This is a genomic window from Pseudomonas sp. C11 (assembly GCF_034683865.1).
In the GTDB taxonomy this organism is placed as follows: Bacteria; Pseudomonadota; Gammaproteobacteria; order Pseudomonadales; family Pseudomonadaceae; genus Aquipseudomonas.
On the sequence record NZ_JAWIIP010000001.1, the window covers coordinates 146,831 to 163,619 of the forward strand.

13 protein-coding genes are annotated in these 16,789 nt (G+C 62.6%); 10 read left to right on the top strand and 3 right to left on the bottom strand.

The window, feature by feature from the left end; all coding sequences use genetic code 11:
* Nucleotides 1-8 precede the first annotated feature (8 nt).
* Nucleotides 9-2,618 carry a Fe/S-dependent 2-methylisocitrate dehydratase AcnD gene (gene acnD / locus VC352_RS00630; protein WP_322978135.1) on the top strand — a complete coding sequence of 870 codons (2,610 nt, stop codon included), beginning with the start codon at nucleotides 9-11 and terminating at the stop codon, nucleotides 2,616-2,618.
* 197 nt (nucleotides 2,619-2,815) lie between these two features.
* Entirely contained in the window at nucleotides 2,816-4,003 is a 1,188-nt protein-coding gene (gene prpF / locus VC352_RS00635; RefSeq protein ID WP_322977653.1) for a 2-methylaconitate cis-trans isomerase PrpF, read from the top strand.
* Nucleotides 4,004-4,069: 66 nt separating this feature from the next.
* On the opposite strand, the gene VC352_RS00640 is transcribed toward prpF, so the two are convergent.
* Entirely contained in the window at nucleotides 4,070-4,888 is an 819-nt protein-coding gene (locus VC352_RS00640; protein ID WP_322977654.1) for a pyruvate, water dikinase regulatory protein, read from the bottom strand.
* A gap of 259 nt (nucleotides 4,889-5,147) precedes the next feature.
* Between VC352_RS00640 and ppsA the strand changes: the two genes are divergently transcribed.
* The 8 genes from ppsA to VC352_RS00680 all read left to right on the top strand — a co-directional run bounded on the left by ppsA (nucleotide 5,148) and on the right by VC352_RS00680 (nucleotide 13,159).
* Nucleotides 5,148-7,520 carry a phosphoenolpyruvate synthase gene (gene ppsA, locus VC352_RS00645; RefSeq protein ID WP_322977655.1) on the top strand — a complete coding sequence of 791 codons (2,373 nt, stop codon included), beginning with the start codon at nucleotides 5,148-5,150 and terminating at the stop codon, nucleotides 7,518-7,520.
* A gap of 122 nt (nucleotides 7,521-7,642) precedes the next feature.
* Nucleotides 7,643-8,629 (top strand): alpha/beta fold hydrolase, encoded by a 987-nt coding sequence (locus VC352_RS00650; RefSeq protein WP_322977656.1) that lies wholly within the window; start codon nucleotides 7,643-7,645, stop codon nucleotides 8,627-8,629.
* Nucleotides 8,630-8,791: 162 nt separating this feature from the next.
* The gene (gene rraA / locus VC352_RS00655; protein WP_322977657.1) at nucleotides 8,792-9,280 is read left to right on the top strand and encodes a ribonuclease E activity regulator RraA; all 489 of its coding nucleotides are present in this window, start codon (nucleotides 8,792-8,794) and stop codon (nucleotides 9,278-9,280) included.
* Nucleotides 9,281-9,284: 4 nt separating this feature from the next.
* Nucleotides 9,285-10,271: a zinc transporter ZntB gene (locus VC352_RS00660; protein ID WP_322977658.1), complete on the top strand. Its 987-nt coding sequence runs from the start codon at nucleotides 9,285-9,287 to the stop codon at nucleotides 10,269-10,271.
* Nucleotides 10,272-10,326: 55 nt separating this feature from the next.
* Entirely contained in the window at nucleotides 10,327-10,569 is a 243-nt protein-coding gene (locus tag VC352_RS00665) for a CrfX protein (protein WP_322977659.1), read from the top strand.
* A gap of 1 nt (nucleotide 10,570) precedes the next feature.
* Nucleotides 10,571-11,395: a mechanosensitive ion channel family protein gene (locus tag VC352_RS00670; protein WP_322977660.1), complete on the top strand. Its 825-nt coding sequence runs from the start codon at nucleotides 10,571-10,573 to the stop codon at nucleotides 11,393-11,395.
* Between the two features lie 81 nt (nucleotides 11,396-11,476).
* Nucleotides 11,477-12,067 (top strand): RNA polymerase sigma factor SigX, encoded by a 591-nt coding sequence (gene sigX, locus VC352_RS00675; protein ID WP_322977661.1) that lies wholly within the window; start codon nucleotides 11,477-11,479, stop codon nucleotides 12,065-12,067.
* Nucleotides 12,068-12,175: 108 nt separating this feature from the next.
* Nucleotides 12,176-13,159, top strand: a complete 984-nt coding sequence (locus tag VC352_RS00680; RefSeq protein ID WP_322977662.1) for an OmpA family protein — start codon at nucleotides 12,176-12,178, stop codon at nucleotides 13,157-13,159.
* A 104-nt stretch (nucleotides 13,160-13,263) separates the two neighbouring features.
* Here VC352_RS00680 and cobA read toward each other — a convergent pair whose 3' ends face one another.
* Together cobA and VC352_RS00690 are read right to left on the bottom strand one after the other, a co-directional pair.
* On the bottom strand, nucleotides 13,264-14,007 hold the full coding sequence (gene cobA / locus VC352_RS00685) for a uroporphyrinogen-III C-methyltransferase (protein WP_322977663.1): 744 nt from the start codon (nucleotides 14,005-14,007) through the stop codon (nucleotides 13,264-13,266).
* An 11-nt stretch (nucleotides 14,008-14,018) separates the two neighbouring features.
* Nucleotides 14,019-16,736: a molybdopterin-dependent oxidoreductase gene (locus VC352_RS00690; protein ID WP_322977664.1), complete on the bottom strand. Its 2,718-nt coding sequence runs from the start codon at nucleotides 16,734-16,736 to the stop codon at nucleotides 14,019-14,021.
* Between the last annotated feature and the right edge of the window lie 53 nt (nucleotides 16,737-16,789).

The window sequence follows — 16,789 nt, forward strand, 5'->3', positions numbered from 1 at the left end:
CTGAAACCGTGAATAGCCAATACCGCAAGCGCCTGCCCGGCACCGCGCTGGATTACTTCGATGCCCGCGAGGCGGTCGAGGCGATCCAGGCCGGCGCCTGGGCGAGGCTCCCCTACACCTCGCGCGTGCTCGCCGAGCAACTGGTGCGCCGCTGCGACCCGCAGGACCTGAGCGCCGCGCTGGAGCAACTGGTCTATCGCAAACGCGATCTGGATTTCCCCTGGTACCCGGCGCGCGTGGTCTGCCACGACATTCTCGGCCAGACCGCACTGGTCGATTTGGCAGGTTTGCGTGACGCCATCGCCGAAAAGGGCGGTGACCCGGCCAAGGTCAACCCGGTGGTGCCGACCCAGTTGATCGTCGATCACTCGCTGGCCGTGGAAGCGCCGGGCTTCGACCCGGACGCCTTCGAGAAGAACCGCGCCATCGAGGATCGCCGCAACGAGGATCGCTTCCACTTTATCGACTGGACGAAAACCGCGTTCAAGAACGTCGACGTGATCCCCGCCGGCAACGGCATCATGCACCAGATCAACCTGGAGAAGATGAGCCCGGTGATCCAGGCGCGCGGTGGCATCGCCTTCCCCGACACCTGCGTCGGCACCGACTCGCACACCCCGCACGTCGATGCCCTGGGCGTGATCGCCATTGGCGTCGGTGGTCTGGAGGCCGAGACGGTGATGCTCGGTCATCCGTCGATGATGCGCCTGCCTGATATCGTCGGCGTCGAGCTGACCGGCAAGCGCCAACCCGGCATCACCGCCACCGATATCGTGCTGGCGATCACCGAATTCCTGCGCAAGGAAAGGGTAGTGGGCGCCTGGGTCGAGTTCTTCGGCGAGGGGGCGGACAGCCTGTCCATCGGCGACCGTGCGACCATCTCCAACATGTGCCCCGAATACGGTGCCACCGCCTCGATGTTTTATATCGACGGCCAGACCATCGACTACCTCAAGCTCACGGGCCGCGAGCCGGAGCAGGTGGCGCTGGTGGAAACCTACGCCAAGACCCTGGGCCTGTGGAGCGACGCACTGAAAACCGCCGAGTATGAGCGCGTGCTGCGCTTCGACCTGGGCAGTGTCGTGCGCAACATGGCTGGCCCGAGCAACCCGCATCGCCGCCTGCCGACCTCGGCGCTGGTCGAGCGTGGCATTGCCGACGAAGCCAAGCTGCAGAGCGGCAAGGTCGAAGAGGCCGAAGGTCTGATGCCGGACGGCGCAGTGATCATCGCCGCCATCACCAGTTGCACCAACACCTCCAACCCGCGCAATGTCATCGCTGCCGGTCTGGTGGCGAAGAAGGCCAACGCGCAGGGGCTGGTGCGCAAGCCTTGGGTGAAAACGTCCTTCGCGCCGGGCTCCAAGGTCGCCAAGCTTTATCTGGAAGAGGCCGGCCTGCTGCCGGAGCTGGAAAAGCTTGGCTTCGGCATCGTTGCCTACGCCTGCACCACCTGCAATGGCATGTCCGGCGCGCTCGACCCAGTGATTCAGAAAGAAATCATCGACCGCGACCTGTATGCCACCGCAGTCCTGAGTGGTAACCGCAACTTCGACGGTCGTATCCACCCTTACGCCAAGCAGGCCTTCCTCGCCTCGCCACCGCTGGTGGTGGCCTATGCCATCGCTGGTACCGTGCGCTTCGATATCGAGCAGGATGCGCTGGGTACCGATGCTCAGGGTAATCCGATCACGCTGAAGGATTTGTGGCCGAGCGACGAGGAGATCGACGCGATCGTCGCCGCCTCGGTGAAGCCTGAGCAGTTCAAGCAGATCTACATCCCGATGTTCGACCTGGGCAGCGTGCAGGAGGCCGAGAGTCCGCTGTATGACTGGCGCCCGATGAGCACCTATATCCGCCGCCCGCCGTACTGGGAAGGTGCGCTGGCTGGCGAGCGCACGCTCAAGGGCATGCGGCCGCTGGCGATCCTGCCGGACAACATCACCACCGATCATCTGTCGCCGTCCAACGCCATCCTGGCGGACTCGGCAGCGGGCGAGTACCTGGCGAAAATGGGCCTGCCGGAGGAGGACTTCAACTCCTATGCCACCCACCGTGGTGATCACCTCACCGCGCAGCGCGCCACCTTCGCCAACCCGCAGTTGGTCAACGAAATGGTCGTGGTCGACGGCCAGGTGAAGAAGGGCTCGCTGGCCCGCGTCGAGCCGGAAGGTCAGGTGATGCGCATGTGGGAAGCCATCGAAACCTACATGAACCGCAAGCAGAACCTGATCATCGTTGCCGGTGCCGACTACGGCCAGGGCTCGTCCCGCGACTGGGCGGCCAAGGGGGTGCGTTTGGCGGGTGTGGAAGTGATCGTCGCTGAAGGCTTCGAGCGCATTCACCGTACCAACCTGGTGGGCATGGGCGTGCTGCCGGTGGAATTCAAGCCGGGCACCACGCGCCTGACCCTGGGTCTGGATGGCACCGAAACCTATGACATCGAGGGTGATATCTCACCGCGCTGCGATCTGACCCTGGTGATCAATCGCCGTAACGGCGAGACGATCAAGGTGCCAGTGACCTGCCGCCTGGATACCGCTGCCGATGTCAGCGTGTACAAGGCCGGCGGTGTGCTACAGCGCTTCGCCAAGGACTTCCTCGAGGGCGCGGTGGCGTGATAGCTCCCTCTCCCATTTATGGGAGAGTGCTGGGGAGAGGGTGGTGCAGGCGGCTCGGTGTTGTCTGATTGACCCTCTCCCCCGGCCCCTCTCCCGCAAGCGGGAGAGGGGAGACAAGCGCGTAGCCCGGATGAAATCCGGGGCAAGGTCGAATGATTCTCCCCGGATTGCATCCGGGCTACTTCAGGACTGCATCTATGGCTCATCTGCCGCAAGTGAAAATCCCCGCCACCTATATGCGTGGCGGCACCAGCAAGGGCGTGTTCTTCCGCCTGCAGGATCTGCCCGAGCGCTGCCAGGTGCCGGGCGAGGCGCGCGACAAGCTGTTCATGCGCGTGATCGGCAGCCCCGATCCCTACGCCGCGCAGATCGACGGCATGGGTGGTGCGACCTCGAGTACTTCCAAGTGCGTGATCCTGTCGAAGAGCAGCCAGCCCGAGCACGATGTCGACTACCTCTACGGCCAGGTTTCCATCGACAAGGCTTTCGTCGACTGGAGCGGTAACTGCGGCAATCTCTCGACCGCAGCCGGCGCGTTTGCCATTCATGCCGGCCTGGTCGACCCCGCGCGGATCCCCGAGAGCGGCACCTGCGTGGTGCGCATCTGGCAGGCCAATATCCAGAAAACCATCATCGCCCATGTACCGGTCACGGGTGGCCAGGTGCAGGAAACCGGTGACTTCGAGCTAGACGGCGTGACCTTCCCGGCCGCGGAGATCGTGCTGGAATTCCTCGACCCGTCCGACGACGGCGAGGAGGGCGGTTCGATGTTTCCCACCGGCAACCTTGTAGACAATCTGGAAGTGCCCGGCATCGGCACCTTCAAGGCAACCATGATCACGGCTGGTATTCCCACGGTGTTCGTCAATGCCGAGGACATCGGTTATCAGGGCACCGAATTGCGCGAGGACATCAATGGTGACCCGGCGCAACTGGCGCGCTTCGAGCAGATACGCATTGCCGGTGCCCTGCGCATGGGCCTGATCAAAAGCGCCGAGGAGGCTGCGACACGTCAGCACACCCCGAAGATCGCCTTCGTCAGTCCGCCCAAGGATTACCGCACGTCCAGCGGCAAGGACATCAAGGTCGGCGACGTCGACCTGCTGGTGCGCGCGCTGTCCATGGGCAAGCTGCACCACGCGATGATGGGCACCTGCGCGGTGGCCATCGGCACGGCGGCGGCCATACCGGGGACGCTGGTCAACCTGGCTGCGGGGGGCGGTGAGCGCGAGGCGGTGCGCTTTGGTCATCCATCCGGCACCTTGCAGGTCGGCGCGCAGGCCAGTCTGGTCGACGGCCAGTGGACAGTGACCAAGGCGGTGATGAGCCGCAGCGCGCGCATCCTGATGGAAGGCTGGGTGCGGGTGCCGGGCGGAAGTTTCTGACGGCGGAAGCTAGAAAGGGCTCGAAGTTTCGAGCCCTTTCTCTTTTAAAACATGAGCTTGCGGTGATTATTTAAGGCGTCGCTCAACACCTTTCTCCACCAGAATCTTGGCCGAGATTTCCTCGACCGAGAAGTGCGTGGAGTTGATGAAGGCGATGTTCTCGCGGCGGAACAAGCCTTCCACCTCACGGACTTCGAACTCGCACTGGGCGTAGCTGGCGTAGCGGCTGTTGGGCTTGCGTTCATGGCGAATAGCGGTGAGGCGATCCGGGTCGATGGTCAGACCGAACAGCTTGTCGCGGTATTTCTTCAGCGACTCGGGCAGTTGCAGACGCTCCATGTCGTCTTCGGTTAGCGGATAGTTGGCTGCGCGGATGCCGTATTGCATGGCCATATAAAGGCAGGTGGGCGTTTTACCGCAGCGCGACACGCCGACCAGAATCAGATCCGCCTTGTCGTAGTAATGGGTACGGGCACCATCGTCGTTGTCGAGGGCGAAGTTCACCGCCTCGATACGCTCCATGTAGTTGGAGTTCTGGCCGATGGAATGCGACTTGCCCACGGAGTAGGAGGAGTGGGAGCTCAACTCCTGCTCCAACGGCGAGAGAAAGGTGGAGAAGATGTCGATCATGAAACCATTTGCGGTATCGAGGATCGCACGAATATCGCGGTTGACGATGGTGTCGAAGATGATCGGGCGCACGCCGTCCCTTTCAGCGGCGGCATCGATTTGTTGTACCATGGCGCGCGCTTTATCGACGCTGTCGATATAAGGACGCGTGAGTTTGGTGAATTGAATATTCTCGAACTGCGCGAGCAGGCTCTGACCCAGGGTTTCGGCCGTGATGCCGGTGCCGTCGGAGATGAAGAAAGCGGTACGTTTCATTTGCGCCAAAGGCCTTAAGCTGAGTTCGATTCTTGGCTATGATAGGCCGCGTTTTTCGCCGGCCCTATGGGTTTCGGCATTGTTACTTATTCAAGGGCAAGGCGACAATCTTGCGGAGTAAGCCGCCAGAGCATCCAGCCCCCCAAGAATTTGTGCAAAGGCTTGCGAGCTAGAGCCTGCTTTTAATGCAGCAGGGTCGAAGCGCAATTGGCTTTACGCGAATTCTGAGCTTTTCCAACATCTTAGTGGAGAGATCACCTTGGTAGAGTACGTAGTTTCCCTCGATAAGCTCGGCAATCACGATGTTGAGCATGTGGGGGGCAAGAACGCATCCCTCGGCGAGATGATCAGCAACCTGGCCGGCGCCGGCGTATCGGTTCCTGGCGGTTTCGCCACTACGGCTCAGGCCTATCGCGACTTTCTCGAGCAAAGCGGCCTGAACGCGCAGATTCACGCAGCGCTGGACAGCCTTGATGTCGATGACGTCAACGCCCTGGCCAAGACCGGTGCGCAGATTCGCCAGTGGGTGATGGACGCCGAGTTCCCCGCCGAGCTGGACAAGCAGATTCGTGAAGCCTTCGCCACCATGAGCGCCGGCAACGACAACATGGCCGTGGCCGTGCGTTCCTCCGCCACCGCCGAAGACCTGCCGGACGCTTCCTTCGCCGGCCAACAGGAAACCTTCCTCAACATCCGTGGCGTTGACAACGTGATTCGCGCCGCCAAGGAAGTCTTCGCTTCCCTGTTCAACGACCGCGCCATCGCCTATCGCGTGCACCAGGGCTTCGACCACAAGCTGGTCGCCCTGTCCGCTGGTGTGCAGCGCATGGTGCGTTCGGAAACCGGCACCGCCGGTGTGATGTTCACCCTGGACACCGAGTCCGGCTTCCGTGACGTGGTGTTCATCACCGGCGCCTATGGTCTCGGCGAGACCGTGGTGCAGGGCGCGGTGAACCCCGACGAGTTCTACGTGCACAAGCCGACCCTGGAAGCCGGCCGCCCGGCCATTCTGCGTCGCAACCTGGGCAGCAAGGCGATCAAGATGGTCTACGGCGACGAAGCCAAGGCCGGTCGTTCGGTCAAGACCGTGGAAGTCGACCGTGCCGAGCGCGCGCGCTTCTGCATCACCGACGCCGAGGTCAGCGAGCTGGCCAAGCAGGCGCTGATCATCGAGAAACACTACGGCCGCCCGATGGACATCGAGTGGGCCAAGGACGGTGACGACGGCAAGCTGTACATCGTGCAAGCCCGTCCGGAAACCGTGAAGAGCCGCGCCAGCGCCACCGTGATGGAGCGCTACCTGCTGAAAGAGAAGGGCACCGTGCTGGTCGAAGGCCGTGCCATCGGTCAGCGCATCGGCGCCGGCAAGGTGCGCGTGATCCACGACGTATCCGAGATGGACAAGGTGCAGCCGGGCGACGTGCTGGTCTCTGACATGACCGACCCGGACTGGGAGCCGGTGATGAAGCGCGCCAGCGCCATCGTGACCAACCGTGGCGGCCGTACCTGCCACGCGGCGATCATCGCCCGTGAACTGGGTATTCCGGCCGTGGTCGGCTGCGGCAACGCCACCAGCGTGCTGAAGGATGGCCAGGGCGTCACCGTCTCCTGTGCCGAAGGCGACACCGGCTTCATCTTCGAAGGCGAGCTGGGCTTCGACATTCGCAAGAATTCGGTCGACGCCATGCCGGATCTGCCGTTCAAGATCATGATGAACGTCGGCAACCCGGATCGCGCCTTCGACTTCGCCCAACTGCCGAACGAAGGTGTGGGCCTGGCCCGTCTGGAATTCATCATCAACCGCATGATCGGCGTGCACCCCAAGGCGCTGCTGAACTTCGCCAGCCTGCCGGCGGAGATCAAGGACAGCGTCGAGAAGCGCATCGCCGGTTACGGTGATCCGGTCGACTTCTACGTCGAGAAGCTGGTCGAGGGGATCAGCACCCTGGCCGCCGCCTTCTGGCCGAAGAAGGTCATCGTGCGCCTGTCGGACTTCAAGTCCAACGAATACGCCAACCTGATTGGTGGCAAGCTGTACGAGCCGGAAGAAGAGAACCCGATGCTGGGCTTCCGTGGTGCTTCGCGCTACATCAGCGAATCCTTCCGCGACTGCTTCGAGCTGGAGTGCCGTGCGCTGAAGAAGGTGCGGGGCGAGATGGGCCTGACCAACGTCGAGATCATGGTGCCCTTCGTGCGTACCCTGGGCGAGGCGTCGCAAGTGGTCGAACTGCTGGCCAGCAATGGTCTGGCCCGTGGTCAGGATGGCTTGAAGGTCATCATGATGTGCGAGCTGCCGTCCAACGCCATCCTGGCCGAGGAATTCCTCGAGTTCTTCGACGGTTTCTCCATCGGTTCCAACGACCTGACCCAGCTGACCCTGGGCCTGGATCGCGACTCCGGCATCGTCGCGCACCTGTTCGATGAGCGTAACCCGGCGGTGAAGAAGCTGCTGGCCAATGCCATCGCTGCCTGTAACAAGGCTGGCAAATACATCGGCATCTGCGGTCAGGGCCCATCCGACCATCCGGATCTGGCCAAGTGGCTGATGGAGCAGGGCATCGAGAGCGTGTCGCTGAACCCGGACTCGGTGCTCGATACCTGGTTCTTCCTCGCGGAAGGCGCGTCGGCCTAAGCGTCGCGGGTAGTGACGAAAAAGGGCGGGTCTAACCCGCCCTTTTTCGTGCTTGGCGTAATGGGCTCAATGCCCGTTTCGAGTTTTTTTCATGGCAAGTCGCCGGTGCGGTCGTCCGATTCATGCAAAGCAGCAGTGAGCTTTTCCCCGTAGCGCTGATCAGCGCCGAATTGCGCGGAGATCTGAGTGAAGATGTCTATCGCCTCAAACCCAATAACAGCCCCGACCCCAGCGTCGAATTGGCACTGACTCGACTGGGTCGAGCCACTGAGGAGGCGGGGCGCGGTGTGCCGGTCGTGTTGCTGCATGGCAGCTTTTCCAATCGACGCTTCTGGTATTCGCCTCGTGGCATTGGTCTTGGCGCCTATCTGGCGCGAGCCGGTTTCGACGTCTGGATCGCCGAGATGCGGGGGCACGGCCTGTCGCCGCGTAACCAGAACTATCGTGACAACAGCGTGGCGCAGTACGTGCGCTACGACCTGCCGGCCATCGCCGAATTCGTCTATGAACAGACCGGGCAGACGGCGCATTGGCTGGGTCATTCCCTGGGTGGGGTGATACTGGCCGCCGCGCTGGGTGGTCGCTATCTGGACGACAGGCGGGTTCGCTCTGCTGCCCTGTTCGGCAGTCAGATCAGCCGGCAATACTGGCCGTTGAAGATTCCGCTGGTGGAATGGGGCGCACGGTTGGCGTTGCGTGCTTTTCCTTATCTGTCCGGCAGGCGTTTGAAGCGCGGGCCGGAAGACGAGCCGATCGGCATTGCGCGTGAAACCATGCGTTGGCTGGGGCTGTTCGGTCGTTTCGGTGACCGCGAACATGACTGGTGGGCGGGACTGGCGGAGGTTCGTCTGCCGGTTCTGGCGGTAAGTGCGGCCGGCGATCAGCAGGATCCCGCCTGGGCCTGCCGCAAGCTTTTGCAGCAGTTCAGCGAGGCGTCTACGGCATTTCTCCTGCTGGGCAAGGACAGCGGTTTTTCCAGCGACTTCGGTCACATCGAAATGCTGGTCAGCAAGGAGGCGCAGTCCGAAGTTTGGCCTCAGGTCGAGTACTGGCTGAGGCATCTGCAACTGCCCCAGGCGCTCGAGGTTCCCGAGAAGGCCATGGCATGACGGCGTTTCTTCGGACACGGCATCCCGGTAAGATGTGACGCCCGACGCGGCGCCGGTCATTCTCCGGGCGCGCCGTCGGGATGATGTTCACCAATCGCTGTCTCATCGAGGTACCTGGTTCGCGCTCGCGCTCGCCAGCTCCAGCTCAAGAGGAGTCTTGCCATGCACTACATCACCCCAGACCTGTGCGATGCCTATCCTGACCTGGTTCAGGTGGTTGAGCCGATGTTCGCCAACTACGGCGGTCGCGATTCCTTCGGGGGGCAGATCGTCACCATCAAGTGCCATGAAGACAATTCTCTGGTGAAAGAGCAGGTGGATCTGCCCGGTCAGGGCAAGGTACTGGTGGTCGATGGCGGCGGCTCGCTGCGTCGCGCGCTACTGGGTGACATGCTGGCCGAGAAGGCTGCCAAGAATGGCTGGGAAGGCATCCTGGTGTACGGCTGCATCCGTGACGTCGACGTCATCGCTCAGACCGATCTTGGCGTGCAGGCGCTGGCCAGCCACCCGATGAAAACCGACAAGCGCGGCATCGGTGACCTGAACGTACCGGTCACCTTCGGTGGGGTAACCTTCAAGCCGGGCGATTATCTGTATGCCGACAACAACGGCGTGATCGTATCCCCGCAAGCCCTGAGCATGCCGGATTAAACCTATGGTGGATCAGGATTCGGCGCTGCTGCATGCCTTCGTGCTCGACGGGCACGGTGGCGCGCGCAGTATCGAGCGACAGTCGCTCGATGATCTCCAGCTCGGTGAGCAGGAGAGCCTCTGGCTGCATTGGGATCGAAGTCAGCCGCAGTCGCAGCGCTGGTTGCGCGAGCGCAGTGGGTTGGACGAATTCAGTTGCGACCTGCTGCTGGAAGAAAACACCCGCCCGCGCCTATTGCCGCTGCCGGACAACGAGTTGCTGGTGTTCCTGCGTGGCATCAACCGTAATCCGGGCGCCGAGCCCGAGGACATGGTTTCGGTGCGTATCTTCGCCGATGCGCGGCGGGTCATCTCGCTGCGTCTGCGCCCATTGCTGGCCACCGATGCGCTGATTGCCGATCTGCAGGCTGGCAAGGGGCCGCGTACGGCGTCCGAACTGCTGCTGGAATTGGCCAGGCACCTGACCAGTCGCGTCGACGATCTGGTGGCCGAACTCAGCGAGCAGCTCGATCTTGAAGAAGATCGACTGGATGATGACGAGCGTTATCGGCCCGATCACGGCCTGATGCTGCAGGTTCGGCGCAGAGCCGCCAGTCTGCGGCGCTTTCTGGCGCCGCAGCGTGATCTCTATGCGCAGCTTGCGCGCAATCGCCAGCCCTGGTTCGTCGAAGATGACGACGACTACTGGAACGAGCTGAACAACCGTCTGACGCGTTATCTCGAGGAGCTGGAACTGGTTCGCGAGCGCGTCAGCCTGGTGCTCGAAGCCGAGAGCCAGCGCATGAGCGAACGCATGAATCGCATCATGTACCGCTTCACCGTGATCACCGGCATGTTTTTGCCGTTGACCTTCCTCACCGGCCTGCTGGGCATCAACGTAGGCGGCATACCGGGCGCGGACAATCCGACCGGGTTCTTCATTGCCTGCGGCCTGATGGTGCTGCTGGCCGTTGCGCAATTGCTGCTCTATCGCCGCTGGCGTTGGCTATGAACTGTGACCCGTCCCGCGCTTCGGGCGTCTAGCCCAGACATCCTGTGAGGTGCCCATGCACGATCCATTCGAAGAATCCCTGCGCGATCTGCTCAAGTCGACGCCGTCGGCTCGCGATGATGACGCCTGCCTGCATCGGGTGCTGAAAACCGCCAACCGTCAGGTGGGTGCCGGTGATCTATTCAGTCTGCTGGGCCATTGGCTGCAGGCGCTGATGATCGCTTTGAACAATGGCTCGGCGCATGTGGCGCCGGTGCGCCGTACACCATCCTCTGCTTCTGCTGATAAGGCCGATTGAAATGGAACTCGACCCCTGGACTCAAAGCCTGATTTCCGCCATGACCGCCCTGTGGACCAAGGTGGCGGGGTTCATTCCCAATCTGTTCGTCGCTCTGGTGCTGGTGCTGCTGGGTTTCGTCGTGGCCAAGCTGCTCGATACGCTGCTGTCGAAACTGCTTAACAAGGTCGGTCTTGACCGCCTGATGGCCGGTACGGGCCTGACCAAGATGCTGGCGCGCGTTGGCATCCAGGTTTCGGTCTCGACCCTGATCGGCAAGATCGTCTACTGGTTCGTGCTGCTGATCTTCCTGGTGTCGGCAGCCGAATCGCTCGGTCTGCAGCGTATTTCCTCGACCCTGGACGTATTGGCGCTGTATCTGCCCAAGGTGTTTGGTGCAGCTCTGGTGCTGTTGGCAGGCGTACTCCTGGCGCAGTTGGTCAGCAGCCTGGTGCGCGGCGCGGCCGAGGGTGTCGGGCTGGACTATGCGCAAGGGCTGGGCCGAGTGGCCCAAGGTCTGGTGATCATCATCAGCATCTCCGTGGCCATCGGCCAGTTGGAGGTCAAGACCGACCTGCTCAACAACGTCATCGCCATCGTGCTGATTTCCGTGGGCCTGGCGGTGGCTTTGGCACTTGGTCTCGGTAGTCGGGACATCGCCAGCCAGATTCTGGCCGGCATTTATGTGCGCGAGTTGTTCCAGGTCGGGCAACAAGTGCGTGTGGGTGAGGTCGAAGGACAGATCGAGGAGATCGGTACGGTGAAAACCATCCTGCTGACCGACTCCGGCGAGCTGGTTTCGGTGGCCAATCGCGTGATGCTCGAGCAACGCGTCAACAGTCGCTGACAGCAATCTGGTATTTTATGCAGCTGCCCGGTGGGATGACCTGCCGGGCACTTTTCGTCCTGTCCGTCGGCCCGACCTGTTTTGAACAACGCTCAAACCCTGCCCACGCGTTATGACCCCCGCGAGCTCACCGATGAGGAGCTGGTGGCGCGCGCTCACGACGAGCTGTTTCATATCACGCGTGCCTATGAAGAGTTGATGCGCCGTTACCAGCGCACCCTGTTCAACGTGTGCGCGCGCTATTTGGGGAACGAAAGGGACGCTGACGATGTCTGTCAGGAGGTGATGCTGAAGGTTTTATATGGTCTGAAGAACTTCGAAGGTAAATCCAAGTTCAAGACCTGGCTTTACAGCATCACTTACAACGAATGCATTACGCAGTATCGGAAAGAGCGCAGAAAGCGTCGATTGATCGACGCGCTAAGTCTGGATCCGCTCGAAGAAGCTTCCGAGGAAAAGGCTCCCAAGGTCGAGGAGCGTGGCGGTCTGGATCGCTGGTTGGTGCACGTCAACCCGATCGACCGCGAGATTCTGGTGCTACGTTTTGTCGCAGAGCTCGAGTTCCAAGAGATTGCCGACATCATGCACATGGGCTTGAGCGCTACGAAAATGCGCTACAAGCGAGCATTGGATCGGTTGCGGGATAATTTTTCGGAAACGTCCGAAACTTAGTTCAGCTTTCCGACCACTAAGGGGAGGGCGAACCCTGCTAAAATCGCCGCCAAGTTGCCGACCGCATTATCCGGCGACTTATTAACCACCAAGATGGGGATTTAACGGATGAAAGTAAAAAACACCTTGGGCGTCGTCATTGGCTCTCTCGTTGCCGCAACTTCCTTCGGCGCGCTGGCACAAGGCCAAGGCGCTGTCGAGGTGGAGGGCTTCGTCAATCGCTACTTCGCCGACTCTCAGCGTGACTTCGCTCACGATGAAGGCAACCTGTTCGGCGGCAGCGTTGGCTACTACCTGACCGATGATGTCGAACTGGCTCTGTCCTACGGCGAATACCACGACCTGCGTGGCGAAGGCGCTGCTGGCAGCAAGAACATCAAGGGCAACCTGACCGACCTGAAGGCCATCTACCACTTCGGCCAGCCGGGTGTAGGTCTGCGTCCTTACGTGTCTGCCGGCTTCGGCCATCAGAGCATTGGTGATGCCAACGACGGTGGTCGTAACCACTCGACGCTGGCCATCGCTGGCGCTGGTGCCAAGTACTACTTCACCGAGAACTTCTACGCCCGTACCGGCGTTGAGGCTCTGTACAACATCGACCAGGGCGACACCGAGTGGCAAGCTGGCGTCGGTGTCGGTCTGAACTTCGGTGGCGGCAGCAAGCCGGCCCCGGCTCCGGCTCCTGTAGCCGCAGCTCCGGAGCCGATGCCTGAGCCAGCTCCGGAACCGGCTCTGGAAACCGTTCGTGTTGAGCTGGACGTCAAGTTCGACTTCAACAAGGATCGCGTGAAAGAAGAAAGCTACGGTGACATCAAGAACCTGGCTGACTTCATGAACCAGTACCCGCAGACCACCACCACCGTTGAAGGCCACACCGACTCCGTCGGTTCCGACGCCTACAACCAGAAGCTGTCCGAGCGTCGTGCCAACGCTGTGCGTAACGTACTGGTCAACCAGTACGGCGTAGACGGCAGCCGCGTGAACACTGCCGGCTACGGCGAAACCCGTCCGGTAGCTGACAACGCTACTGACGCTGGTCGTGCCATCAACCGTCGCGTTGAAGCCGAAGTAGAAGCCCAGATCAAGCAGTAATGCTTCTGGTGCTGTAAAGAGAAACCCGGCCTCGGTCGGGTTTTTCTTTTTCTGCTGAAAAACGGCCCGCCAAGTGGCGGCGAGCAAACGATGGTTGCACCTGCTCAGGCATGCAGACGCTGGTGCATGCCACGTGCTGTGCTGGCTCGGGCGACTTCGCCTATCACCAGGATGGCCGGGCTCTTCAGGGCAAATGCCGTGGCGTCATCCTGCATGGCTGCGAGGCTGCTGCGGCATTCACGCTGCTGCGGCAGCGAGGCGTTCTCGATCATCGCCACCGGCATCGAGCGGCTCATGCCGCCTGCGAGTAGACCGCTCTGGATATCCGCCAGTTTGGCCACGCCCATATAGATGACCAGCGTCGTACCGCTCTGGGCCAAGGCCTGCCAGTTCAGCGAGCTGTCGTCCTGGGTATGGGCGGTGACCAGCGTGACGCCACGTGCAACGCTGCGCAAGGTCAGGGGGATACCGCAGTGTGTGGCACCAGCCAGGCCTGCAGTGATGCCGTTGACCAATTCCACCTCGATGCCATGTGCTTGCAGCCACTCGGCTTCTTCGCTGCCGCGACCGAAGATGCACGGGTCGCCGCCTTTCAGCCGGACCACGCATTTACCCTGGCGCGCATAGCGCAGCATCAGGCGATGGATGAAGGCCTGCGGAGTAGAGCGACAGCCGCCGCGCTTGCCCACGGCAACGATGCGTGCGCCGGGGCAGTGCTCCAGCACGACGGGGTTGACCAGATCGTCGATCATCACCACCTCGGCCTGACCCAATGCTTTCACCGCCTTGAGGGTCAGCAGTTCGGGGTCGCCGGGGCCGGCACCAACCAGCCAGACTTTTGCGCTCATATCAGGTTCCTCTAGGCGTGTACGGCTACCGGCTGGCGAGCCAGCAGGCGCTTGATTTCGGGGACGCAGGAGCCGCAACTGGTGCCGCACTTGAGCGTCTGTTTGAGGCCATCGAGATCCAGGCCGCGTTCGATGCCGGCGCACACCGCGCCTTCGCTGACGTTCAGGCAGTTGCACAGAATCTTGCCGCGCGGGGTTGCTTCGGCATTGCCTGGCGGCGCGGAAACCGAGGCGAGCAGCCAGCGCCGCAGTTCGGCATCGGCCTGGCCGTCCCGCCACAGTCCCTTGAGCCATTCGCTGGCGGCGGTTTCGCCGGCCAGGCGGATACTTTGGATACGGCCGTCCTCGATGCGCACACGCTTGCCGACTGCGCGACGCGGGTCGTCGTAGGCTAGAACCGGCCCTTCGTGCAGGCGCAGCAGGCGGTCGATCTGCGCCAACAGCTCGGGCGGAGGCGCCACGGCACAGGCGGCGCGGATCAGCAGGGCCGGGCGTTCGCGGCCGGTAGGGGTGAGGCTGGCATAGGCGAAGTCTTCGAACAGCGGGCGCAGGGCCTCGAAGCGTGTCTGCACCTCGCCCTCGACCAGGGCGAACAGCTGCCAGGGCAACTCAACCTTATCCACCTCGACGCCGGCATGTTTGAGCTCCGGTTGCTTGGACAGCGGGTCGAAGGCTGGCTGGGTCAGCACATTGGTGCCCAGCCCCTTGAGGAAACGATCACCCCAGTGCATCGGCAGCCAGGCCTGGCCGGGGCGTACCGATTCGTCGGCTTGTACCGGCAGGATCAGGCTGCCGCGACGGCTGCGCAACTTGACCAGATCGCCATCGTTGAGGCGTCTGCGCCGCAGCTCGTCCGGATACAGGCCGAGCACGGCAGCCTCGACATGGCCGAACAGGCGTGCGGCAGTGCCGGTGCGGCTCATACCGTGCCACTGATCGCGCAGGCGACCGGTGTTGAGCGTGAGTGAATAGCGCGCCTCGCGCTTCTCCTTCGGCGCGTGGTACGGGTCGGCATGGAACTGTGCGCGCCCGCTGGCGGTGGGGAAGCGGCCGTCGCCATAGAGACGCTCGGTGCCCCGGCGTGCGCCGGGCGGAAATGGCCATTGTTGGGGGCCCTGGTCATCCAGCAACGCGTAGCTCAGCCCCGAGAGGTCTAAGTCGCGCTGAGCGGTCAGGTGCTTGTATTCCTCGAACAGCGCTTCGCTATCGGCGAAATCGAACAGGCTGGGCAGGCCGGGGCGGAGAAGAGTTTCCAGGCGACGGGCAAAGTCGCAGGTGATCGACCAGTCTGGCCGCGCCTCTGCGGGCGCTGGCACGGCGCGGCGCACGTGGCTGACGCGGCGCTCGGAGTTGGTCACCGTCCCTTCCTTCTCGCCCCAACTGGCGGCGGGCAGCAGCAGGTCGGCGTAGCGGCAGGTTTCGGTGGTGAAGAAGGCTTCCTGCACCACTACGAAGGGGCAGGCAGCCAGGGCTTCGTGCACCTTGCTCTGGTTCGGCAGCGACTGTGCCGGGTTGGTACAGGCGATCCATAACGCCTTGATACGGCCGTCGTGCACCGCGTCGAACAGCTCGATGGCGGACAGGCCAGGCGTCTCCGGCAGGGCGTCAACGCCCCAGTAGCGGGCCACTTCGGCGCGGTGCTCGGTATTGTTGGCCTCACGGTGCCCCGGTAGCAGGTTGCTCAGGCTGCCGGTTTCGCGGCCGCCCATGGCATTGGGCTGGCCGGTGAGGGAGAAGGGGCCGGCACCGGGCTTGCCGATCTGCCCGGTGGCCAGGTGCAGGTTGATCAGCGCGCTGTTCTTCGCCGAGCCGGCACTGGACTGGTTCAGACCCATGCACCACAGCGAGAGAAAGCTGGGTGCCTGGCCGACCCACCGGGCACAGGTCTGCAGCGCCTCGCGGTCGATGCCGCAGATGTCGGCGACCGCGGCGGGGGTGTAGTCGCGCACCAGATCCTTCAGTGCCTCGAAACCCTGTGTGTGGGCGTCGATGTAGGCGCGGTCGATCCAGCCCTCCCAGAGCAGGATATGCAGGATGCCGTGGAACAGCGCGACATCGGTACCGGGCAGGATCGCCAGGTGCAGATCGGCCAGCTCGCAGGTGTCGGTGCGCCGAGGGTCGATGACGATCACCTTCATCTCCGGGCGGCGCGCCTTGGCCTCTTCCAGGCGGCGGAACAGCACCGGATGGGCGTAGGCCATGTTGGAGCCGGCGATCAGCACACAATCGCTCTGCTCGATGTCCTCGTAGCTGCAGGGCGGAGCGTCGGCGCCGAGGCTGCGTTTGTAGCCGACCACGGCGCTGGACATGCACAGGCGCGAGTTGGAGTCGATGTTGTGGGTGCCAACCAGGGCGCGGGCCAGCTTGTTGAAGGCGTAGTAGTCCTCGGTCAGCAACTGGCCGGAGATGTAGAAGGCGACGCTGTCCGGGCCATGTTCACGGATGGTTTCAGCGAAGATTGCCGCGGCGTGATCGAGGGCGCTGTCCCAGTCCGTGCGGGTACGGGCCAGGCCCTTGCCCAGACGTAGCTCGGGGTAGAGGGCGCGGGCGTCGAGGTCGCCGGTCAGGTGCAGTGTGGAGCCCTTGCTGCACAGTTTGCCGAAGTTGGCCGGGTGGCTGGGGTCGCCGGTGACGCCGAGGATCTGCTCGCCGTCGTGCTCGATCAGCACGCCGCAGCCCACGCCGCAGTAGCAGCAGGTCGAGGCGGTGACTTGGGTGGGGCTGGCCATGGTCGTGGTTCCTGCGGAAAACGGGAAAAGAGTGGGAGGTGTCGCGGCTAAAG